Origin of the sequence: Streptomyces sp. 2P-4, from assembly GCF_030167965.1 — a bacterium.
Taxonomy (GTDB): Bacteria; Actinomycetota; Actinomycetes; order Streptomycetales; family Streptomycetaceae; genus Streptomyces; species Streptomyces globosus_A.
This window is the reverse complement of the sequence record NZ_CP095011.1, coordinates 6,125,641-6,145,557: the sequence shown is the minus strand read 5'-3', so window position 1 is coordinate 6,145,557 and position 19,917 is coordinate 6,125,641. Positions and strand designations below refer to the sequence as shown.

General features: G+C 75.0%; 19 protein-coding genes. 8 read left to right on the top strand and 11 right to left on the bottom strand.

Annotated elements, in window-relative coordinates:
• Nucleotides 1–96 precede the first annotated feature (96 nt).
• Nucleotides 97–1,944, top strand: coding sequence for an ABC transporter transmembrane domain-containing protein (locus MUK52_RS27410; RefSeq protein ID WP_114056461.1), 1,848 nt, complete (start codon nucleotides 97–99; stop codon nucleotides 1,942–1,944).
• Nucleotides 1,941–3,722, top strand: coding sequence for an ABC transporter ATP-binding protein (locus MUK52_RS27405; protein WP_284580941.1), 1,782 nt, complete (start codon nucleotides 1,941–1,943; stop codon nucleotides 3,720–3,722). The genes MUK52_RS27410 and MUK52_RS27405 overlap by 4 nt, the downstream gene beginning before the upstream one ends.
• 73 nt (nucleotides 3,723–3,795) lie before the next feature.
• Here MUK52_RS27405 and MUK52_RS27400 read toward each other — a convergent pair whose 3' ends face one another.
• Nucleotides 3,796–4,584 carry a metal-dependent hydrolase gene (locus MUK52_RS27400; RefSeq protein WP_114056463.1) on the bottom strand — a complete coding sequence of 263 codons (789 nt, stop codon included), beginning with the start codon at nucleotides 4,582–4,584 and terminating at the stop codon, nucleotides 3,796–3,798.
• Nucleotides 4,585–4,730: 146 nt separating this feature from the next.
• Between MUK52_RS27400 and MUK52_RS27395 the strand changes: the two genes are divergently transcribed.
• The 3 genes from MUK52_RS27395 (at nucleotide 4,731) to MUK52_RS27385 (ending at nucleotide 8,642) form a co-directional block, all read left to right on the top strand.
• Nucleotides 4,731–7,253 carry a DEAD/DEAH box helicase gene (locus tag MUK52_RS27395; protein ID WP_114056464.1) on the top strand — a complete coding sequence of 841 codons (2,523 nt, stop codon included), beginning with the start codon at nucleotides 4,731–4,733 and terminating at the stop codon, nucleotides 7,251–7,253.
• A 61-nt stretch (nucleotides 7,254–7,314) separates the two neighbouring features.
• Entirely contained in the window at nucleotides 7,315–8,232 is a 918-nt protein-coding gene (locus MUK52_RS27390) for an acyl-CoA thioesterase (protein ID WP_114056465.1), read from the top strand.
• A gap of 8 nt (nucleotides 8,233–8,240) precedes the next feature.
• Nucleotides 8,241–8,642, top strand: a complete 402-nt coding sequence (locus MUK52_RS27385) for a YchJ family protein (protein ID WP_114056466.1) — start codon at nucleotides 8,241–8,243, stop codon at nucleotides 8,640–8,642.
• Here the strand turns inward: MUK52_RS27385 and MUK52_RS27380 are convergent.
• The 7 genes from MUK52_RS27380 to MUK52_RS27350 form a co-directional block, all read right to left on the bottom strand.
• Nucleotides 8,606–9,457, bottom strand: coding sequence for a DUF6397 family protein (locus MUK52_RS27380; RefSeq protein WP_284580934.1), 852 nt, complete (start codon nucleotides 9,455–9,457; stop codon nucleotides 8,606–8,608). The two genes, MUK52_RS27385 and MUK52_RS27380, sit on opposite strands and share 37 nt — an antisense overlap.
• Nucleotides 9,458–9,571: 114 nt before the next feature.
• Entirely contained in the window at nucleotides 9,572–9,970 is a 399-nt protein-coding gene (locus tag MUK52_RS27375) for a roadblock/LC7 domain-containing protein (RefSeq protein ID WP_114058781.1), read from the bottom strand.
• A gap of 156 nt (nucleotides 9,971–10,126) precedes the next feature.
• Nucleotides 10,127–10,777 carry a GTP-binding protein gene (locus MUK52_RS27370; RefSeq protein ID WP_281277947.1) on the bottom strand — a complete coding sequence of 217 codons (651 nt, stop codon included), beginning with the start codon at nucleotides 10,775–10,777 and terminating at the stop codon, nucleotides 10,127–10,129.
• Nucleotides 10,777–11,172, bottom strand: a complete 396-nt coding sequence (locus MUK52_RS27365) for a DUF742 domain-containing protein (RefSeq protein ID WP_114056469.1) — start codon at nucleotides 11,170–11,172, stop codon at nucleotides 10,777–10,779. Before MUK52_RS27365 ends, MUK52_RS27370 begins: the two co-directional genes overlap by 1 nt.
• Nucleotides 11,169–11,615: a roadblock/LC7 domain-containing protein gene (locus tag MUK52_RS27360; protein WP_114056470.1), complete on the bottom strand. Its 447-nt coding sequence runs from the start codon at nucleotides 11,613–11,615 to the stop codon at nucleotides 11,169–11,171. The genes MUK52_RS27365 and MUK52_RS27360 overlap by 4 nt, the downstream gene beginning before the upstream one ends.
• Nucleotides 11,612–14,026, bottom strand: coding sequence for a sensor histidine kinase (locus MUK52_RS27355; RefSeq protein WP_114056471.1), 2,415 nt, complete (start codon nucleotides 14,024–14,026; stop codon nucleotides 11,612–11,614). Before MUK52_RS27355 ends, MUK52_RS27360 begins: the two co-directional genes overlap by 4 nt.
• Nucleotides 14,027–14,058: 32 nt before the next feature.
• Nucleotides 14,059–14,847 carry an MHYT domain-containing protein gene (locus MUK52_RS27350; RefSeq protein ID WP_284580927.1) on the bottom strand — a complete coding sequence of 263 codons (789 nt, stop codon included), beginning with the start codon at nucleotides 14,845–14,847 and terminating at the stop codon, nucleotides 14,059–14,061.
• Between the two features lie 158 nt (nucleotides 14,848–15,005).
• On the opposite strand from MUK52_RS27350, the gene MUK52_RS27345 reads away from it, so the two are divergent.
• Nucleotides 15,006–15,665 carry a class I SAM-dependent methyltransferase gene (locus tag MUK52_RS27345; RefSeq protein WP_114056473.1) on the top strand — a complete coding sequence of 220 codons (660 nt, stop codon included), beginning with the start codon at nucleotides 15,006–15,008 and terminating at the stop codon, nucleotides 15,663–15,665.
• A 46-nt stretch (nucleotides 15,666–15,711) separates the two neighbouring features.
• On the opposite strand, the gene MUK52_RS27340 is transcribed toward MUK52_RS27345, so the two are convergent.
• Entirely contained in the window at nucleotides 15,712–16,626 is a 915-nt protein-coding gene (locus MUK52_RS27340; RefSeq protein WP_114056474.1) for an oxygenase MpaB family protein, read from the bottom strand.
• A gap of 138 nt (nucleotides 16,627–16,764) precedes the next feature.
• On the opposite strand from MUK52_RS27340, the gene MUK52_RS27335 reads away from it, so the two are divergent.
• Both MUK52_RS27335 and MUK52_RS27330 read left to right on the top strand, forming a co-directional pair.
• Nucleotides 16,765–17,571: a hypothetical protein gene (locus MUK52_RS27335; RefSeq protein WP_114056475.1), complete on the top strand. Its 807-nt coding sequence runs from the start codon at nucleotides 16,765–16,767 to the stop codon at nucleotides 17,569–17,571.
• 19 nt (nucleotides 17,572–17,590) lie between these two features.
• On the top strand, nucleotides 17,591–18,061 hold the full coding sequence (locus MUK52_RS27330) for an SAM-dependent methyltransferase (RefSeq protein ID WP_284580924.1): 471 nt from the start codon (nucleotides 17,591–17,593) through the stop codon (nucleotides 18,059–18,061).
• A 46-nt stretch (nucleotides 18,062–18,107) separates the two neighbouring features.
• Here the strand turns inward: MUK52_RS27330 and MUK52_RS27325 are convergent, their stop codons facing one another.
• Nucleotides 18,108–18,290 (bottom strand): tail-anchor membrane protein, encoded by a 183-nt coding sequence (locus tag MUK52_RS27325; RefSeq protein ID WP_114056476.1) that lies wholly within the window; start codon nucleotides 18,288–18,290, stop codon nucleotides 18,108–18,110.
• Nucleotides 18,291–18,394: 104 nt separating this feature from the next.
• Nucleotides 18,395–19,813: an amidase gene (locus MUK52_RS27320; protein ID WP_284580921.1), complete on the bottom strand. Its 1,419-nt coding sequence runs from the start codon at nucleotides 19,811–19,813 to the stop codon at nucleotides 18,395–18,397.
• Nucleotides 19,814–19,917 lie beyond the last annotated feature (104 nt).

Below are 19,917 nucleotides of genomic sequence, written 5' to 3'. Positions count from 1 at the left end.
GGGTGAGGCTCTGGCCGACGCAAATTCGATTGCCCCGGAGGGCTGCGCGAGGCGAACCTTGCACGGTTTGAACTCCTCGACCAGTCATGGGGCGTCATGCAGATCAGCGATCTTCCGTATCCGGATCCCGGAGTGCCCGACGCCCGCTCCGGTCCGCGCCTCCTGCTGTGGCTGGGGCGCGGCCAACTCGGCGGGCAGGCCAGGAGCCTGTGCTGGGGCCTGGTCCACTTCGGCGGCATCGCCGGGCTGCCCTACGCGGTCGGCTCGGGCGTCGGCGCGGTCGTCGAACGGGACGGCGCCGGGCTGCTCCGGGCCGGCGCGCTGCTGCTGCTGGCCGGCGTGGCGATCTCCGTCGGCGACGCCATGCTCCACCGCACGGCCGTCACCAACTGGATCACCGCGGCCGCGCGGGTGCAGCAGCTGCTGGCCCGCAAGACTGCCGAACTGGGCTCCGCCCTGACCCGGCAGGTCGCCGCCGGCGAGGTCGTGGCGGTTTCGACAAGCGACGTGGAGAAGATCGGCTGGTTCATCGAGGCCGTCTCCCGGTTCCTGGCCGCCGCCTGCGCCATCGTCGCGATCTGCGTCGGGCTGCTCTTCCTCGCCCCGTCGATCGGCGTGGTCGTCGCCGTCGGGGTGCCGGTGCTCGCCCTGTCCGTCCTGCCGCTGCTGCCGCACGCCACCCGGCGCGCCGACGTCCAGCGGGACAAGGCCGGCAAGGCGACCGAACTGGCCTCCGACACCGTCGCGGGCCTGCGCGTGCTGCGCGGCATCGGCGGCGAGGAGCTGTTCCTCGGGCGCTACCGCGAGGCCTCGCAGCAGGTCCGCGAGGCCGCCGTGCGCAGCGCGAGCATGTGGGCGCTGATTGCGGCGGTCCAGGTGCTGCTGCCCGGCGCCCTGCTGGTCACGATCGTCTGGTACGGGGCCTCGCTCGTCCAGGAGGGGCGACTGGAGGTGGGCGGGCTCGTCGCCGCGTTCAGCGCGGTGGCCACGATGCTCTACCCGCTGCGGAACGTGGAGGAGATCGCGATGGCGTACTCCTTCTCCCGCCCCTCCGCCCAGCGGGCCGCCCGGGTCCTGTCGCTGACGCGCACCGGCCCCGGCCGGGCGGATGCCGGAGGGGAGGGCGGCGGGGGCCCCGATCCGGTCGGCGACCTCCACGACCCGGCCACCGGCCTCGTGGCCCCCGCGGGCCGGCTCACCGCGGTGGTGTGCGGAGACCCCGACGCCGCGGGCCGGCTGGCGGAGCGGCTCGGCGGGCACGCCGCGGACACCGGGCAGGAGGACGGCGCCGCCCCCGACGGCGTCGCGGCGCTGCTGGGCGGGGTCGCCCTGGACGGGCTGCCGCTGGACACCGCGCGCCGGCTGGTGCTCGTCCAGGACAAGGACCCGGTGCTGCTGTCGGGGACCCTGCGGGAGCTGTTCGACGTCCCTTCCTCCGGGAAGGTGGAGCCGGCGGCCGCCCTGGCCGCCGCACACTGCGGAGACGTCCTGGACGCACTGCTCCAGGCGGCCCCCGACGGGGTGGACGACCCGATGGACGCCCGGATCACCGAGCGCGGGCGGTCCCTCTCGGGCGGGCAGCGCCAGCGGCTGGCCCTCGCCCGGTCCCTGGCCGCCGACCCGGAGGTGCTGGTCCTGGACGAGCCGACCTCGGCGGTCGACTCGCACACGGAGGCGCGCATCGCGGAGGGGATCGCGGCCCTGCGGGCCGGGCGGACGACCGTGGTACTCGCCTCCTCGCCGCTGCTGCTGGACCGCGCCGACCACGTGGTGCTGGTCGACGGCGGCACGGTCGCCGCGACCGGCACGCACCGCGAACTGCTGCGGTGCGAACCGCGCTACCGGGCCGTCGTCACCAGGGAGACGGAGGAGGAGCAGCGCGTCGCCCGCCTCGGGCCGGCCCGGCTCGGGAAAGAACTCACAGGGATCGAGGAATCAGCATGATCGGCGTGGCGCCGCCGGCGCACGACCCGGCGGCCCCGGAGTCGGCCGCGACCCTGCCCGTGGGCTCGCCGGCGACCGTACGGGGGTACGTGCGGGGGCTGCTGCGGCGGCACCGGCGGGCGTTCGGCGTCCTGGTCGGGGTCAACGCGGTCGCGGTGACCGCCTCCATGGTGGGCCCGTACCTGCTGGGCCGGGTCGTGGACGGGCTCGCGGCGGGATCGCGCGAGCTGCACCTGGAGCGGACGGCGCTGCTGTTCGCGGCGGCGCTCGTGGTGCAGACGGTGTTCGTGCGGCTCGTCCGGCTGCGGGGCGCGATGCTCGGCGAGGAGATGCTCGCCGACCTGAGGGAGGACTTCCTCGTCCGGTCGGTGGGGCTGCCTCCCGGCGTGCTGGAGCGGGCCGGAACCGGCGACCTGCTGTCGCGTGTCACCACCGACATCGACCGGCTGGCCAACGCGATGCGGGAGGCCGTGCCGCAGCTGGCCATCGGCGTGGTCTGGGTCAGCCTGCTCTTCGGGGCGCTGACGGTGACCGCTCCGCCGCTCGCCCTGGCCGCGCTGGTGGCCCTGCCGGTTCTGGTGGCCGGCTGCCGCTGGTACTTCCGGCGGGCCCCGTCGGCGTACCGCTCGGAGGCCGCCGGGTACGCCGCGGTCGCGGCGGTGCTGACGGAGACGGTGGACGCCGGGCGAACGGTCGAGGCGCACCGCCTCGGCCCGGCGCGGATCGCGCTGTCGGACCGGCGGATCAGGGAGTGGACGGCATGGGAGCGGTACACCCTCTTCCTGCGGACGGTCCTCTTCCCCGTCGTCAACACCACCTTCGTGACGATCCTCGGGTCGGTGCTGCTGGTCGGCGGCTACTGCGTGCTGCAGGGTTGGCTGTCGGTGGGGCAGCTGACGACGGGTGCGCTGCTCGCGCACATGATGGTCGATCCGATCGGCCTGATCCTGCGCTGGTACGACGAGCTCCAGATCGCCCAGGTGTCGCTCGCCCGCCTGGTGGGCGTGCGGGAGATCGAGCCGGACGCGGGCGACGCCGCCGTCCGCCCGCAGGGTCGGGACGTCCGCGCCGAGCAGGTCCGGTTCGGCTACCGGGAGGGCGTGGACGTGCTGCACCAGGTGTCGGTGGCGGTGCCGCCGGGTACCCGGGTGGCGCTGGTCGGCCCGTCGGGCGCGGGCAAGTCCACCCTCGGGCGGCTGCTCGCGGGCATCTACGCGCCGCGGACCGGCGAGGTGACCCTCGGCGGGGCGCAGCTGTCGCGGATGCCGGCCGAGCGGGTCCGCGAGCACGTGGCCCTCGTGAACCAGGAGCACCACGTGTTCACGGGCTCGCTGCGGGACAACCTGCGGCTGGCCCGGGCGCACGCCGAGGACGCCGAGCTGTGGGCCGCGCTGGGCGCGGTCGACGCGGACGGCTGGGCGCGGGCCCTGGGCGACGGGCTCGACACGCAGGTCGGCTCGGGCGGCACGGCGCTCACGCCGGCGCAGGCGCAGCAGGTGGCGCTGGCCCGGCTGGTGCTGGCGGACCCGCACACGCTGGTACTGGACGAGGCGACGTCGCTGCTGGACCCGCGGGCGGCCCGGCACCTGGAGCGCTCGCTGGCCCGGGTGCTGGACGGGCGGACGGTCATCGCGATCGCCCACCGGCTGCACACGGCGCACGACGCCGATGTGATCGCCGTCGTCGAGGCCGGGCGGATCAGCGAGCTCGGCTCACACGACGAGCTGGTCGCGGCCGGGGGCGCGTACGCGGCGCTGTGGCGATCCTGGCACGGATGACCGGGGCGCACCGCGGCCTCCGCGGGACGCCCGGTCCGGGCCCGGGGCAGGTAGGCGGGGCAGGTGGGCGGGGTCAGATGAACCCGAGGGCGGAGGCTCCGCCGATACCGCCGAGCAGCATGAACGCGGGCATGAGCACCTTCAGCTCCACCCAGCTGCCGGCCCGGAAGCGCATCCCCTTGGGCGGCCCGACGGGATACCAGCGCTTCCCGGCGATGGGCAGCGGCCACAGGATCGGGCAGCCGGACACCGTCAGGGCGTCGCCGATGTCGTGGACCAGGGCGCCGAGGACGACCGGCAGGCCCAGCCACACGTAGGCGTACTCGGGGCCGAACAGCCAGTCGGCGCCGTTGCCGGGCTGGTCGAGGACTCCGGCGAGGATCCAGGCGCTCGTCGCCCCGAGCAGCCAGACGAGGATGTCGCTGGACATCCTGGCCGCCCGCCACAGCAGGCCCTCCACGGCCAGCACCAGGTGGACGAAGAGCAGGACGAGGACGCCCCACCGGTCGGTGGCGGCGGCCAGGACGGAGGAGCCGGCGCCGATCAGCACCGCCCACAGCCAGGTGTGGGTCAGGGTGCGGTGGCCTCCGGATCGGCGGGCGTCCTTGCGGGAGCGCGTGGACTTGTAGACGGAGTACGAGAGCTTGTCGACGACCTCGCACAGGCCGCGGGAGAGCGGGCCGAAGGCCCGCGAGATCGTCGCGGACTTGTGGTCGAGGTCGGGGGCGAGGGCGGCGCCGGCGCAGATCAGCGCGCCGACGACGAGGACCGGCCAGGGCATCGGATGCCCGGCGGCCGCCGTGGCCGCGCCCACCCCCAGCCAGGCGGCCGCCCCGGACAGCGAGTGCGCCGGACCCATCATGCTCGTTACCCCACCCCAGGTCGTGTGCCCGCGGGCCCCGCCGAACGCCTCGCGCGGTCCCGATCGACGGCTCAGCGTACCTGCGATGATCTTCTTTCCTTCCGCCGGTTCCCTCATCCGGGCGGAAGGCAGGCAAGATGGGGGGTGTGACCCTCATTGATCAGCTCCCGCCGAACGCCGACCCCGACGCGCTCTTCGAGGCCTTCTCCTCGTGGGCGGAGGACCAGGGCATCACCCTGTACCCGGCCCAGGAGGAGGCGCTGATCGAGGTCGTCTCCGGAGCGAACGTGATCCTGTCCACCCCGACGGGCTCCGGCAAGAGCCTCGTCGCGGCGGGCGCGCACTTCACCGCGCTCGCCCAGGACAAGGTCACCTTCTACACAGCGCCCATCAAGGCGCTGGTGTCGGAGAAGTTCTTCGACCTGTGCAAGCTGTTCGGCACCGAGAACGTCGGCATGCTCACCGGCGACGCCTCGGTGAACGCCGACGCCCCGGTGATCTGCTGCACCGCCGAGGTGCTGGCGTCCATCGCGCTGCGGGACGGCAAGTACGCCGACATCGGCCAGGTCGTGATGGACGAGTTCCACTTCTATGCGGAGCCGGACCGCGGCTGGGCCTGGCAGATCCCGCTGCTGGAGCTCCCGCAGGCGCAGTTCGTCCTGATGTCGGCCACCCTCGGCGACGTGAAGCGGTTCGAGGAGGACCTCACCCGCCGCACCGGCCGACCGACCTCGGTGGTCCGCTCGGCGACCCGGCCCGTCCCGCTGTCGTACGAGTACGTCACCACGCCGATCACCGACACGATCACCGAGCTGCTGGAGACGCGGCAGGCGCCCGTGTACATCGTGCACTTCACGCAGGCGCAGGCGGTCGAGCGGGCGCAGTCGCTGATGAGCATCAACATGTGCACGCGCGAGGAGAAGGACAGGATCGCCGAGCTGATCGGCAACTTCCGCTTCACCACGAAGTTCGGCCAGAACCTCTCCCGCTACGTCCGGCACGGCATCGGCGTGCACCACGCGGGGATGCTGCCCAAGTACCGGCGCCTCGTGGAGAAACTGGCCCAGGCGGGCCTGCTCAAGGTGATCTGCGGCACCGACACCCTCGGCGTCGGCGTCAACGTCCCCATCCGCACCGTGCTGTTCACGGCGCTGACGAAGTACGACGGCAACCGGGTGCGCACGCTGCGCGCCCGCGAGTTCCACCAGATCGCCGGCCGGGCCGGCCGGGCGGGCTTCGACACGGCGGGCTTCGTCGTCGCCCAGGCGCCGGAGCACGTCATCGAGAACGAGCGGGCGCTGGCGAAGGCGGGCGACGACCCGAAGAAGCGCCGCAAGGTCGTCCGGAAGAAGGCGCCCGAGGGCTTCGTCGCCTGGTCGGACACCACCTTCGAAAAACTGATCGCCGCCGAGCCGGAGCCGCTCACCTCCCGGTTCAAGGTCACCAACATCATGCTGCTGTCGGTGATCGCCCGCCCCGGTGACGCCTTCCAGGCGATGCGCAGCCTCCTGGAGGACAACCACGAGCCGCGCAAGGCCCAGCTGAGGCACATCCGGCGGGCGATCGCGATCTACCGCTCGCTCCTGGACGGCGGGGTGGTCGAGCAGCTCGACACCCCGGACGCCGAGGGCCGCACGATCCGGCTGACCGTCGACCTCCAGCAGGACTTCGCGCTGAACCAGCCGCTGTCGACGTTCGCGCTGGCCGCCTTCGACCTGCTGGACCCGGAGTCGCCGTCGTACGCGCTGGACATGGTGTCCGTCGTCGAGTCCACCCTGGACGACCCGCGCCAGATCCTGGCCGCGCAGCAGAACAAGGAGCGCGGGATCGCGGTCGGCGCGATGAAGGCGGACGGGATCGAGTACGAGGAGCGGATGGAGCGGCTCCAGGACATCACCTATCCCAAGCCCCTCGAGGAACTCCTGCTCCACGCCTACGACGTGTACCGCAAGAGCCACCCCTGGGTCGGCGACCACCCCGTCTCCCCCAAGTCGATCATCCGCGACATGTACGAACGCGCGATGACCTTCACCGAGTTCACCTCCTTCTACGAGCTCGCCCGCACCGAGGGCATCGTGCTGCGGTACCTGGCGAGCGCCTACAAGGCGCTGGACCACACCATCCCCGACGACCTCAAGTCGGAGGACCTGGAGGACCTCATCGCCTGGCTGGGCGAGCTGGTCCGCCAGGTGGACTCCAGCCTGCTCGACGAGTGGGAGCAGCTGGCGAACCCGGAGCTGGAGACGGCGGAGGAGGCCCAGGAGAAGGCCGACCAGGTCAAGCCGGTCACCGCGAACGCGCGCGCCTTCCGCGTCCTGGTCCGCAACGCCATGTTCCGCCGGGTCGAGCTGGCCGCCCTGGACCGGGTCGACGAGCTGGGCGAGCTCGACGGCGACTCCGGCTGGGACGCGGACGCGTGGGGCGAGGCGATGGACGCCTACTGGGACGAGTACGACGACCTCGGCACCGGCCCGGACGCACGCGGGCCGAAGCTGCTGCAGATCGAGGAGGACCCGGCCCACGGCCTGTGGCGCGTCCGCCAGACGTTCGCCGACCCGAACGGCGACCATGGCTGGGGCATCAGCGCCGAGGTCGACCTGGCCGCCTCCGACGAGGAGGGCCGGGCCGTGATCCGGCTGACCTCGGTCGGCGAGCTCGGCGCGCGCTGACCGACACCCGCGGCCGACCGGACCCGCCGGACCCGCCGGACCCGACAGTGGAGAGGCTCTGATGACGAACCCCGCCGAGAGACTGGTCGACCTGCTCGACCTGGAGCAGATCGAGGTCAACATCTTCCGCGGCGCGAGCCCGCAGGAGTCCCTCCAGCGGGTCTTCGGCGGGCAGGTCGCCGGCCAGGCCCTCGTCGCCGCCGGCCGTACCACCGAGGGCGACCGGCCCGTCCACTCACTCCACGCGTACTTCCTGCGCCCCGGCATCCCCGGGGTGCCGATCGTGTACCAGGTGGAGCGGGTCCGGGACGGGCGGTCCTTCACCACCCGGCGCGTCACCGCCGTCCAACAAGGCAAGACGATCTTCAACCTCACCGCCTCCTTCCACCATCCGGAGGAGGGCAGCATCGAGCACCAGCTGCCTCCCCGCCTCGACTTCCCCCACCCGGACACGCTGCCGAAGGTCGCCGACGAGATCCGCGCACACCTCGGCGCACTGCCCGAGGCACTGGAGCGGATGGCCCGCCGCCAGCCCTTCGACATCCGGTACGCGGACCGGCTCCGCTGGACGCCCGAGGAGCTCAAGGGCGCCGATCCGCGCAGCGCGGTGTGGATGCGCGCCGTCGGCCCGCTGGGCGACGACCCGCTGGTGCACACCTGCGCCCTCACCTACGCCAGTGACATGACCCTCCTCGACGCCGTGCGCCTCCCCGTGGAGCCCCTGTGGGGCACCCGCGGCTTCGACATGGCGTCCCTGGACCACGCCATGTGGTTCCACCGGCCCTTCCGCGCGGACGAGTGGTTCCTCTACGACCAGGAGTCGCCGATCGCGCACGGCGGACGCGGCCTGGCCCGCGGCCGCATCTACGACCTGGAGGGCAGGCTGCTGGTCTCCGTCGTCCAGGAAGGGCTCTTCCGCCCCTACCCGTCCGGGCGGCCGCAGCCGGCCGCTTCCGCCGAACCGACCCCGAAGAGCTGAGCACACCCATGCCGACCCCGGCCCACCCCTGCCCCTGCGGGCTGCCCGCCGCCTATGCGGACTGCTGCGGCCGCTTCCACTCCGGCGCGGGGCAGGCCCCGACCGCCGAGCTGCTGATGCGCTCCCGCTTCAGCGCCTTCGCCGTCGGCGACACCTCCTACCTGATGCGCTCCTGGCACCCTGCCACCCGCCCCGACCGGCTCGACCTCGACCCGGAGCAGCGCTGGGTGAAGCTGGACATCCTGGGTACCGACCGCGGCGGGCTGTTCGAGACGGAGGGCTCGGTGGAGTTCCGGGCGCACTACCGCGAGGGCCGGCACACCGGCTCGCTGCACGAGAACAGCGCGTTCAGCCGGGAGGGCGGGGCCTGGGTCTACGTCGGCCCCCTCTCCCCGGTCGCGTTCGACTGAGCCCGCGCCCCGGTGAGGGCGAAGTCCAGACTGGTGCGGTACCACCGGACCTCGTCCGGCTGGTCCGCCGGCAGCAGCCGCTGCGCCACGGCCGCGGCCGCCGGGATCTGCGGGTGCCCGTACGGCGGGGGCGGGCCGAGCGCGGCGAGCACCATCCGCTCCGCCGGGTCGGGGACGGCCCGCGCCAGCTCCTCCTCCGGGAGGACGGAGGCCAGGACGGCGGCCCGCTCCCAGGGGTCGGCGGTCCGGCCCAGCAGCAGCTCCACATGCCTTCCCCGCCAGCGGCGGGGCCGCAGGTCCGCCCCTCGGGCCATCAGCTCCCGGTCCTCCGGGGTGACGCCGCCGTGCAGCAGGGCCGGTCGGCGCTCGCCGAACTCCCGCAGCTCCGCGGCGAGGTAGAGCCACACCACCGCCCGGTACCGGTTGATGCGGTAGCCGACGGGGGTCAGGTGCCCGCACCGGGCGAGCCGCGTGAACCGGGTCGGTCCGATACCGAGCACGGCGGACGCGGCGCCCGCCCCGGCCACCGTCTCGACCTGCGCCCGAAGCGTCTCCGGGAACCCCTCGGCCGCCCGGACGCGCTCCAGCTCCGCCCGCGCGTACCGCGCCGCACCGCCCGGCGCGGGCGGTCCGGCCCGTACGATGCCGAGCTGTACGGCGCGGGCGAACTCGCTCCTGTTGAGGCCGAGTTCACCGGCGGCGCGCACTCCGCCGACCGCCGCTCCCGGCGGCAGGGGCCCCGCCGCTGCGGCCCCGCCGTCCTCCGGGCCTGCGGCTTCCCCGCCCCTCGGGTGCTCCTGCGTCGCGAGCTTCATGGCCGTCCCCCTCACACATCGCGATTACTCTGTGTGACGAAGGTAGTCTGCCGCCGCCCCTCCGCGCGAGGCCTGTGGACAACCCGCCCCGCACCGCCGCGGCCTGGCCTCCCGTCAGCCCCCGGTGATCCGCCGCTCGGCCACCCCGAGGTGCTCCCCCACCCGGTTGACCAGCAGCGTCATCTCGTACGCGACCTGGCCGACGTCCGACTCCGCCGTGCTCAGCACGCACAGCGAGCTGCCCGCCCCGGCCGCCATGACGAAGAGGACCCCTTCGTCGAACTCGACCATCGTCTGCCGTACCTCGCCCGCCCCGAAGTGCCGGCCCGACCCCTTGGCCAGGCTCTGGAGCCCCGCCGCGACGGCGGCCAGGTACTCGGCGTCCTCGCGGACCAGGCCTGCGCTTGCGCCCGTGACCAGGCCGTCGTTGGAGAGCACCACCGCGTGCCGCACCTGCCGGACCCTGCGGGACAGGTCGTCCAGCAGCCAGTCGAGCTGCTTGTCCCATGCCATGTCGAGCCCCTCCCCGTCGGCGCCGCCGCGGCCGCGCCACACCCCGCGTACCAGTGCCGCAAGCCTTCCCCACCAGTGGCTCCCCGGCAAGGAGGACACCGCGCGGAGAAGGGGAGGACTCGAAACGCCGCCCTGCCCGGCGGGACGGGCCTGCCCTCAGCCGGCGCCGGGCCCCGCCTCCACGGCCTCCAGCAGCCGCGCCGTGTGCACGCGCCCGGCGTACTCGACGAGCCTGATCAGCACTTCCTTCCCCGAGTCGCGGTCCCGCGCGTCGCACAGCACCACCGGAGTCCCCCGCTCCAGGTCCAGGGCGCGCGCCACCTCGTCCGCCGCGTAGCGCCCGGAGTCGCTGAAGCAGTTGACGGCCACGACGAACGGGATGCGCCGGTGCTCGAAGTAGTCCACCGCGGGGAAGCAGTCCTGCAGCCGCCGCGTGTCCGCCAGCACCACCGCCCCGAGTGCGCCCTGCGCCAGCTCGTCCCACAGGAACCAGAACCGGTCCTGGCCGGGTGTCCCGAACAGGTACAGGGAAAGCCCGGACCGGATGGTGATCCGCCCGAAGTCCATCGCCACCGTCGTGGTGGTCTTGCGCTCCACCCCTCCGGTGTCGTCGACCAGCTCGCCGGCCTCGCTGAGCCGCTCCTCCGTCCGGAGCGGCCTGATCTCGCTGACCGCGCCGACCATCGTGGTCTTGCCGACCCCGAAGCCGCCCGCGACGAGGATCTTCAGCGCCAGCGCAGCGGGGTCCGGGCCCTCGTCCGCCCCGGCGGCCGTCTCCGGCCCTGCGGCCACATCGTGTCGTCCCATCACAGTGCTCTCAATCCCTCGATGACTTCCCGCAGGATCCGCATCTCCGGCAGCCGGGCCGGCGGCACCGGCCGGCCGACCCGGACGTGTCCCGCCTCCAACAGGTCGCCCAGCAGCACCCGCACCACCCCGACGGGCAGGTCGGCGTCGGCGGCGAGTTCCGCCACCGACTGCGTCCCCGCCCGGCACAGGCGCAGCAGGGCCTCGTGCTCCGGCCCCGGCAGGGTGCCCGCGGCGGCGCCGGCCTCCACCGCGACCAGGGCGATCAGGTCGAAGCGGACGCCGTGCGGTCCCGGTTCCGTACGCCCGCCCGTCACGGCGTACGGCCGCACGAGCGGGCCCGCGTCGGCGTCGTACCAGCGGCCGTCGTCCGCCGGCCCGGCCGTGCCGCTCACCCTGCGGCCGGCGGACGGGCGGCGGACCGCGGCCGGGTCTGCAGGTGCTCGCCGACGCGCTTCACCAGCCGGGCCATCTCGTACGCGACCAGCCCGACGTCGGTGCCGGCGCCGCTGAGGACGGCCAGGCACGAGCCGTCGCCGGCGGCCGCGACGAAGAGGAACGCCTCGTCCATCTCCACCAGCGTCTGGCGCACGCCCCCGGCGTGGAAGTGCCGGCCCGCGCCCTTGGCGAGGCTGTGGAAGCCGGAGGCGACGGCCGCCAGGTGGTCCGCGTCCTCGCGGTCCAGTGCGCTGGACGCGCCCACCGCCAGCCCGTCGTGGGAGAGGACCACGGCGTGGCGGACTTCCCGGACCCGGACCACCAGCTCGTCCAGCAGCCAGTCGAGGCCGACCCTCCCGGGGATGCCGGCGACGCCGCCGTGTGCCTGGTGCTCGCTCATCGTGTGTCTCCTTCGCCGCCCGGGCGGGCGGGCTTCTCCTGTGCACCCCGGACCCAGCCGGCCCGGTAGGCCGCCATCCGGTCCCTGGCCTGTTCCGGGCTGGGCCCCTCGGCCTCTTCGGCGGGGCGGGCCGCGGCCTGCGGCTCCTGCGGCAGCCGGCGCAGCTGCGGCGCCAGGCCGGCCTGGCGCGTCCGGCGCGGCAGGCCGCCCCTCGAGGCTGCCGGCGCGGCGGCCGCCGCCGGGCAGGGTGAGGGCGGGCGCACGGACGGTCCCGTACGCGGCTGCGGCAGGACCGGCGGCGCCGCGCCCACTGCGGCGCCCTCCTCCGGCAGGCCGCCGGCCCCGGTGGAGCCGGGCCCCGCGGCGGACGGCACGGCCGGCTCCGGCGCGGGCTCCTCCTCCGGTGCGCCCCGGAGGAGGGGCTGCGGCAGCAGCACCACCGCGGTGGTGCCGCCGTACGGAGAGGGGCGCAGGTGGACGCGTACGCCGTGCCGGGCCGCGAGGCGGCTCACGACGAAGAGCCCGAGCCGGTCGCTGTCGAAGAGGTCCAGGGCGCCCGACTGCGCGATCCGCCGGTTGGCCTCGTCAAGGGTCTCCCGGCCCATGCCGAGTCCGCGGTCCTCGACCTCCAGGACGTACCCGGCGCCGACGGGCTCGCCGCTGACCCGGACCGCGGTGTGGGGCGGGGAGAACTGGGCCGCGTTCTCGATCAGTTCGGCGAGGAGGTGGGTGAGGTCGGCGACGGCCGCGCCCGCGACGGCGGCGTCGGCGAGCCCCCGCACCTCGACGCGTTGGTACTCCTCGATCTCGGAGACCGCGGCCCGCACCACCGCGGACAGCGGGACCGGCATGCGCCAGGCCCTCCCCGGGGCAGCGCCCGACAGGATGATCAGGCTCTCGGCGTGCCGCCGCATACGGGTGGTGAGGTGGTCGAGGCGGAAGAGGTCGCCCAGCTCGGCGGGGTCGTCCGCGCGGCGCTCCATCGAGTCGAGCAGGGTGAGCTGCTTGTGGACGAGGACCTGGCTGCGGCGGGCGAGGTTGACGAAGACGCCGCCGATGCCGCCGGCGAGCTCGGCCCGCTCCGCGGCGGCTCCGAGCGCGGCCCGGTGCACGGTGGCCAGCGCCTCCCCCACCTGGGCGATCTCGCCCTCCGCGGTCGGCCCGGGCGGGGCCTCGGCGTCGATGTCGATGTCCTGCCCGGCGCGGAGGCGTTCCATGGCGTGGGGCAGTCGGCGGCGGGCGATGTCCAGCGCGGTGTCGCGGAGGGCGGCGAGTTCGACGACAAGGCCCCGGCCGATGCGCACGGAGATCGCGAGCGCGGCGCCGACGGCGAGCAGTCCGAGCAGGACGGCCGCGCCGGCGGGGCCGCGGACACTACGGGCGACGGGGTCGCCGCGGTCCGCGGCGGCGGCGTGTGCGGCGGCTTCGGCGTCGCGCAGGGATGCGCTGACGGAGGCGTACGCGGCGTCCCAGCCGGCGGGCGGCTGCTGCGCGGTCTCCCTGGCTGCCTGCTTGGCCGCGGCCTTCACGGTGTCCTTGGCCGGGCCCCCGGACGGCTCCGGCTCCGCCGCCAGGGCGCGGTCCTCGGCGGCAGTGAGTTCGGCGTACGCGGAGCTCCCGGCAGCGGACTGCCAGGCGGCCTGCCCGGCGGCGGGGAGGTCGCCGGTTGCGACGGCGGTGAGGGTGCGGCGGGCCTCGACGAGGCCGGCGAGACGGCGAACCGATTCGGCGGTGCGCGGGCCGGGCGCCGCCATCAGCGCGTCCTCGCGGGAGAGGAGCTCCCCCGCCCGGGTGAACTCCAGCAGGACCCGGGCTTCGGTGCCGAGGTCGGGCCGGTCGCCGCCGGCGAGGGCGCCGAGGACGCCGAGGGCGGCGTCGACCACGCGGTTGTACGCCTCGTAGGCGGCATCCGGGGTGGCCCGGCGGTCGGCGGTGTCCCTGCGGACGGCGGCGAGCCCTTCGGCGCCCGCGACGAACTCCCGCAGCCGGACGGCGACCGCGGTGCGCTGCCCGCCGGATTCGGCCACGGTGTGCCGGTCGCCGAGGCGGAGCCGCCGGACCGCGGCGTCGGTGCGGCGCATCTGCTTCTCCAGGTCGGCAGCGCGCTCGCCGGCCGGTGCGGCGGCCGCGAGGAGGCGCACGGCGGCGCGCCGTTCGGCCTGGAGCTCCGTCACGGCTGCGGCGACGGGCGTGCGGATCTGCCGGTCGATGTCCTGGACGCGGCTCATGCGGGCGATGTCCCGGGCGGTGCCGACGGTGGTGAGGCCCCAGAGGGCGAGCAGCGCGACGACCGGGACCATCAGGAGCGAGACGACCTTCGCGCGGACGGTCGCCGGACGGGGGAGCCGGCGGGTGCGGGGCGCGGACTGCGGCGGCGCTGCTGCGTCCGGTTGTCTCCGGGGTGTGGGCATCTGCTCCTCGTTCCGGGGCGGGTCGGGTCTGGTCAGCGGGCAGCCGCGGCCGGGGACGCGGCGGGCGCGGAGGCGGAGGCGGAGGGGGCGCCCGCCCGCCCGGCGGCGGTCGGGGAGAGCGCGACGAACGCCGCGGTGAGGAAGAGGTACGAGCCGAGCCCCACGGCGAGCGGGAAGACGAACTGCATCGCGGTCGCCCCGGGGAGTGCCCGGTCGGAGGGGACGACCCGGACCGCGACGGCCGCCATCCCCGTGTAGTGCATGCTGCTGACGGCGGCGCCCATGACGAGCGAGGCGACCGCGTCGGCCGCGGGCGTCCTGGTGTGGAGCGCCGCCCACAGGGCGGCGGTGGCCGCGGCGACGGCGACGGCGACGGACAGCGCGACGGCGGCGGGGTCGTAGGAGACGCTGCCGTGCAGGCGCAGGGCGGCCATCCCCAGGTAGTGCATGCCGGCGACGCCGAGGCCGGTAGTGAGGCCGCCGGCCGCCAGGGCCCGGCCGCGGCCCTGCCCGTACCCGACGGCGAACACCCCGGCGCCGACGACCACGACGGCGACGACCAGCCCGAGGACGGTCAGCGGCACGTCGTAGTGGATCTCGGTGCCGGTGACGTGGAAGCCGAGCATCGCGGTGAAGTGCATGGTCCAGATGCCGGTGCCGATGGCGGAGGCCGCGGTGAGGAGCCAGTTGCGGCGGGCGGCTCCCGTCGCGGCGAGCGCGCGGACCGTGCAGCGCAGGCCGAGGGCGGCGCCCACGGATGCCATCACGTATGACAGGACGGGCGTCAGCCAGCCGTACGCCGCGTGGTCGAGGTGTCCCATGGCCCCGGGACGCTAGTCCGGGTGAGGGCGCGAACAGGGGACGCATTTCGAAAGCCGCTGGAACTGCTGGAATATGACAGAGAAACGTCAGGGTCCGACCGCAGTGCGCGACAGCCTGCCCGGCGGACCGGGGCGGGACGGTGCGGGATCATGTGCCCATGACCGAGGACCGCACGCACCCTTCCGAACCCGCAGCCCGTCCGGCTCCCGCCCCGGACGTCCCGCACACGCATACGCACGTACAGGAGTTCTTCGGTGCGCGGGCCGCCGCCTGGGACGCGAAGTTCCCCGACGACGGCCCCGCCTTCGCCGCGGCCGTGGCCGAGTTCGGGCTGCGGCCCGGCGACCGCGTGCTCGACGCGGGCTGCGGCACCGGGCGGGCGCTGCCCGCACTCCGGGCCGCCGTCGGCCCGGCGGGGACCGTCCTCGGTGTCGACCTCACGCCGCAGATGCTGGACGCCGCACGGCAGGCCGGCCGGGACGCCCAGGGGGCGCTGCTGCTCGCGGACGCGGCGCGGCTGCCGCTGCGGGCCGCGGCGCTGGACGCGGTGTTCGCGTCCGGGCTGGTCGCGCACCTGCCCGAGCCGGCCGCGGGCCTGCGCGAGCTGGCCCGCGTGGTGCGCCCCGGCGGCCGGCTGGCCCTGTTCCATCCGATCGGGCGGGCGGCGCTGGCAGCGCGGCAGGGCCGCGAGCTCACCCCGGACGATCTGCGGGCCGAGCACAACCTGCGCCCGCTGCTGGCCGGTTCGGGCTGGGAGCTGGTCTCGTACGCGGACCTCGACAGCCGCTTCCTGGCCGTCGCCGTGCGCTGCCGCTGAGGACGTACGAAGGCCCCGGGCGCGGGGTCCGCGGAGCCGCCCGGGATCACGCCGTGGGGTGGGTCCCGGCTCCGCTGGACCGGCGCTGGTGCGGTACGGGGCAGCCGCCGGAGCCGGGCAGCGGGAAGGTTCCGAGCTCGCCCACGTCGTAGCCGTCGCGGTAGCCCTTGATCTCCGGGTTCTGGCGGGCGTAGTGCGGGGCCCTGCGCGGGGGCAGCAGCCGGACGGCCCGCCCCCGCAGCCGCAGCGCGCCCCGGACGAGGCCGCGCACCCGCGGATGGGGCCGTGCGAAGCGGAAGGCGTCCAGCAGGGCGTCGTCCAGGAGTGCGAGGCTGGCACCGCGCACGGCGGGGGCGAGCCGGGCGGGGTACCAGGAGGCCAGCAGGTCCAGGGTGGCGTCGGCGACCCGGCGGCCGCCCTCGTCCCAGGCGAAGTGCTCCGCCTCGTAGGCGTCGAGGACGGCCTCGAACTCCTCGAAGGAGCCGGGGATGTCCTGGATGCCCATGTGGCGGCCGAGGGTGGCGTAGTAGTTGGCGGAGGCCCGGCGCTCGTGGTGGGTCATCTTCCGCCAGCCGTAGGCGTCCAGCCAGCGGGCCGGGATCACCACGAACGTGCACAGCACGTAGCGCATCTCGTCGTTGGGGATGTCGTAGCTGCGGTGCATCTGGTTGATGCGGCGGATCGCGGTGCGGGCCGTCTCGTGCGCGAAGCCGTGCTCGACGACGGCGTCGAGGAGCAGCGCCGTGTCGTCGTACCGCTTCTGTGCGCGCTCGGTGAACTCCGCCGTCTCGGCCAGCAGCCGGCCGATGCCGGGGACTGCGTAGGTCCGGAAGAGGGCGAGCTCCAGGGCGCGGGTGAAGTCCCAGGGGAACTCGTAGGTGGCGGTGAGCCGGTAGATGGCGAGGAAGTCCTTGTCCGGATCCAGCCGGAGGATCTCCCTCAGCCGGTCGTAGCGCTGCACCGGATGCCCCTTTCTGTGGCGGGCTCCCAACTCTACGTGCAGGTGGGGACCTTGGAAATCGGCGCCGACGGGCTCTCGACGGGGAGGTTACCGGCTGGTTAGGGTGCGCCGACGGGCGGCAAGAGACCGGGAGGCCAGGTGTCCGAGGACGAGGGCGGCGGTTCCCTGTGGGTGCTGACCGCGGTGCTGCTGACCCCGGCCGGGTTTCCGAGCGTGCTGGGCGACGACTTCCCCGAGGCGTGCGCGCTGCTCGGGGTGGCTCCCGACCCTCAGGGGTACGGGCTGGTGCTCGGGCAGGACGAGGAGGGCGCCCGCTGGACGGTCGTCGTGGACGACGTCTCGCTGGTCGCCGCCGCCGTCGCGGCCTGGGACTGCGGCATGGAGTACGACCTCTCGCCCGACGAGCGGACGGTCGTCGCCTCGCTGGCCGGGTGGCCGCTGGAGCTGACGGTGGCCGCGTCGGGACTGCCGGAGCCGCATGATCCGGAGCAGGGTGCGGACGGCACCGGGCGGGTGCCGCTGGCCCCGCCGTCCGCGGACGGCTGGGGGCCGGTGCAGCGCCGGCTGGGGGCCGACCAGGTCGCCCGGGAGTGGGCCGAGTGGAGCGGGCGCGCCGCCGCGGACGGCGGCGCGGCGGCAGCGGCGCACCCCGGGCTGGCGCGGGCGCTGGCGGAGGCCGGGGCGTACACGCGGACGCCGCCGCCGGCGGGCCGGGTGCGGTCGGCGTTCGCGGGCGAGGGCGCCCGCACCCTCCGGGCGGACGGCCCCGGCTGGTCGCTGGTCGCCCGGACGGGCGGGACCGGCGGAACCGGCGGAAGCGCCTTCGTCCTGCTGGACGAGGAGCCGGGCGAGGTCCTCCCGGTTCCGGACGGCGGGCCCGGCGGGCTCCCGGACCTGCCGGGGCTGTTGGAGGCGCTGGACCGAGTGGCTGTACGCCCCGTGTGACGGGGCGCCTGGAGGAGGGGTGAACGCCGTGCCGGTGGAATGGGAGCCGGTCGCCGTGGTGGTCGGCGGCCGGACGGACGTGGTGGACGACGACTGGGGGTGCGAGACGGCCGTGATCCGGCTGGACGCCGCGCGGTTCGGCCCCGAGGCGCTGTACGGACTGGACGCCTTCTCGCATGCGGAGGTCGTCTACCACTTCGACCGGGTCCCGCCCGAGAAGGTCGAGTCGGGCGCCCGGCGGCCGCGGGGCAACCCGGACTGGCCGCTGGTCGGGATCTTCGCCCAGCGCGGCAAGAACCGACCGAACCGGCTGGGTGTCTCCCGCTGCCGGATCGTCGCGGTCGACGGCCTGGACATCCGCGTCGAGGGTCTCGACGCGGTGGACGGCACGCCGGTCCTGGACATCAAGCCGTACATGGCGGAGTTCGGTCCCCGCGGGGAGGTCAGCCAGCCCGCGTGGGCCACCGAGCTGATGCGCGGCTACTACTGAGGGGCCTGAGGCCCGGCCCGGTCCGGCCCCGTCGGGACCGCGCCGGTCAGCGGCCCAGCTCCCTGCGGGAGACGTCCCGCACGCGGCGCCGCTGGGAGGGGTCCAGCAGCAGGTACGCCGCCGCCGGCACACCGATCAGCACCAGCAGCCCCGCCCAGAACCCGACCAGGCCGAACAACACGATCGCCGCCAGGACACCGGCAGCCGCGACTCCCGCGCGCTTGGACATGGGACACCTCCACCCGTCACCGGGGGACGGCCGCTCGCCGTCCCGCCGTCACCCCTACAACGCCCGGCCCCGCCGCCGCGTTCCCGCCCGCCCGCGCCGCCGCCTCACAGGTCCTGGATACGGCGGAAGGGCCGGTCCGCCTCCAGCTCGAACGCGATCTCCAGGAGCGTGCGCTCCGCCCCGGGCCGGCCGGCGAACATGACGCCGACGGGCAGGCCGTCGTCCGTCGCGTGCGCCGACGGGAGGGAGATCGACGGCGTCCCGACGACGTTGTCGACGGGCGTGAACGCCACGTACGTGAGGATCCGCTCGATGAGCTGCGGGTAGGGGACGGTCGGGCTGAGGTGCCCGAGCCGCGGGGTGGTGTGCGCGAGCACGGGCGACAGCAGGAGGTCGAAGCCGCGGAAGGCGGCCGCGTACGCCACGGCCGTGCTCCGCAGCCGGCGCAGCACGCCCGGGGTCTGCCGCCAGACGGCCAGGTACGACTCGCGGAGCCCGCGGCTGAGGGGGTCCATGCGGCGCCAGTCGAAGTCCGAGCCGAGGCTCCGGCCGGTGGCTCCGATCAGGAAGGACAGCATCCCCCAGTAGGCGAGGAAGTCGTCGGTGAAGCGCGGGTCGACGGCGACGACCGCCGGCTCCACGGTGTGCCCGAGCCGTTCGAGCGCTTCCCCGGTGGCGAGGACGGCGGCCCGGGTGGCGGTGTCGGTGCGCACCCCGTTCGGCGAGTCGGGCAGCAGCCCGATCCGCAGCCGGCGCTTCGCGGGGCCCTCCACGGAGCCGACGGGCGGCAGCTTCGGATGGGGCCGGTACGCCTCCGCGGCGGCGAGGAACGCGGCAGCGTCGCGCACCGAGCGGCTGACGACGCCGTCGGCGACGATGTCGAGGGGCAGCATGCGGCTCTGCGCGTTCGCGACGACCCGGCCGCGGGTCGGCTTGAGGCCGACGAGCCCGCAGCAGGCGGCGGGGATGCGGATGGAGCCGCCGCCGTCGTTGGCGTGCGCGAGGGGGACGGCTCCTGCGGCGACGAGGGCGGCGCTGCCGCCGGAGGAGCCGCCCGCCGAGTACCCGGTGTGCCAGGGGTTGCGGACCGGCTCGGCGCCCTCGTACTCCGTGGTCGGGCTGAAGCCGAACTCGGGGAGGCGGGTCTTGCCCAGCACGGTGACGCCGGTGCTGAGGAACTGCCGGGCGAACGGGGCGTGGTTGCGGGCGGGCCGCGGGCGGAAGGCGGAACTCCCGTGCCCGGTGGGCAGTCCGCGGTAGTCGGTGTTGTCCTTGACGAAGGTCGGCACCCCGGCGAAGACGCCGCCGCCCGGCGCACCGCCGGAGGCCGGAGGGCTGCTGTGCACCTCGACCGCGCGGAGCCGGGCGTCGACCGCGCGGACGCGCTCGGCCGCGTCGCGGGCGGCTTCGGCGGCGCCGACCTCGCCCCGCCGGATCGCGTCGGCGAGGCCCACGGCGTCGTGCTCGCCGAGGGCGTCGTCCCGGAAGGCGTGCACACCGGTCCGTATCTCGAATGCCGTCACCGCTACCCCCGCCCAGCCGCGTGTGTGGTCGGCCGCCATCATTCCCTACCACCGGGTAACACGCGAGGGGGCGGATGCGCCGGCCTGAAGGGCGCACGTCGGCA

Bases quoted from the DNA above. Each gene is read 5' to 3' on its own strand.
- MUK52_RS27410 (WP_114056461.1), top strand. From the start codon at position 97: ATGCAGATCAGCGATCTTCCGTATCCGGATCCCGGAGTGCCCGACGCC.
- MUK52_RS27405 (WP_284580941.1), top strand. From the start codon at position 1,941: ATGATCGGCGTGGCGCCGCCGGCGCACGACCCGGCGGCCCCGGAGTCG.
- MUK52_RS27400 (WP_114056463.1), bottom strand. From the start codon at position 4,584: ATGATGGGTCCGGCGCACTCGCTGTCCGGGGCGGCCGCCTGGCTGGGG.
- MUK52_RS27390 (WP_114056465.1), top strand. From the start codon at position 7,315: ATGACGAACCCCGCCGAGAGACTGGTCGACCTGCTCGACCTGGAGCAG.
- MUK52_RS27385 (WP_114056466.1), top strand. From the start codon at position 8,241: ATGCCGACCCCGGCCCACCCCTGCCCCTGCGGGCTGCCCGCCGCCTAT.
- MUK52_RS27380 (WP_284580934.1), bottom strand. From the start codon at position 9,457: ATGAAGCTCGCGACGCAGGAGCACCCGAGGGGCGGGGAAGCCGCAGGC.
- MUK52_RS27375 (WP_114058781.1), bottom strand. From the start codon at position 9,970: ATGGCATGGGACAAGCAGCTCGACTGGCTGCTGGACGACCTGTCCCGC.
- MUK52_RS27370 (WP_281277947.1), bottom strand. From the start codon at position 10,777: ATGGGACGACACGATGTGGCCGCAGGGCCGGAGACGGCCGCCGGGGCG.
- MUK52_RS27360 (WP_114056470.1), bottom strand. From the start codon at position 11,615: ATGAGCGAGCACCAGGCACACGGCGGCGTCGCCGGCATCCCCGGGAGG.
- MUK52_RS27355 (WP_114056471.1), bottom strand. From the start codon at position 14,026: ATGCCCACACCCCGGAGACAACCGGACGCAGCAGCGCCGCCGCAGTCC.
- MUK52_RS27350 (WP_284580927.1), bottom strand. From the start codon at position 14,847: ATGGGACACCTCGACCACGCGGCGTACGGCTGGCTGACGCCCGTCCTG.
- MUK52_RS27345 (WP_114056473.1), top strand. From the start codon at position 15,006: ATGACCGAGGACCGCACGCACCCTTCCGAACCCGCAGCCCGTCCGGCT.
- MUK52_RS27325 (WP_114056476.1), bottom strand. From the start codon at position 18,290: ATGTCCAAGCGCGCGGGAGTCGCGGCTGCCGGTGTCCTGGCGGCGATC.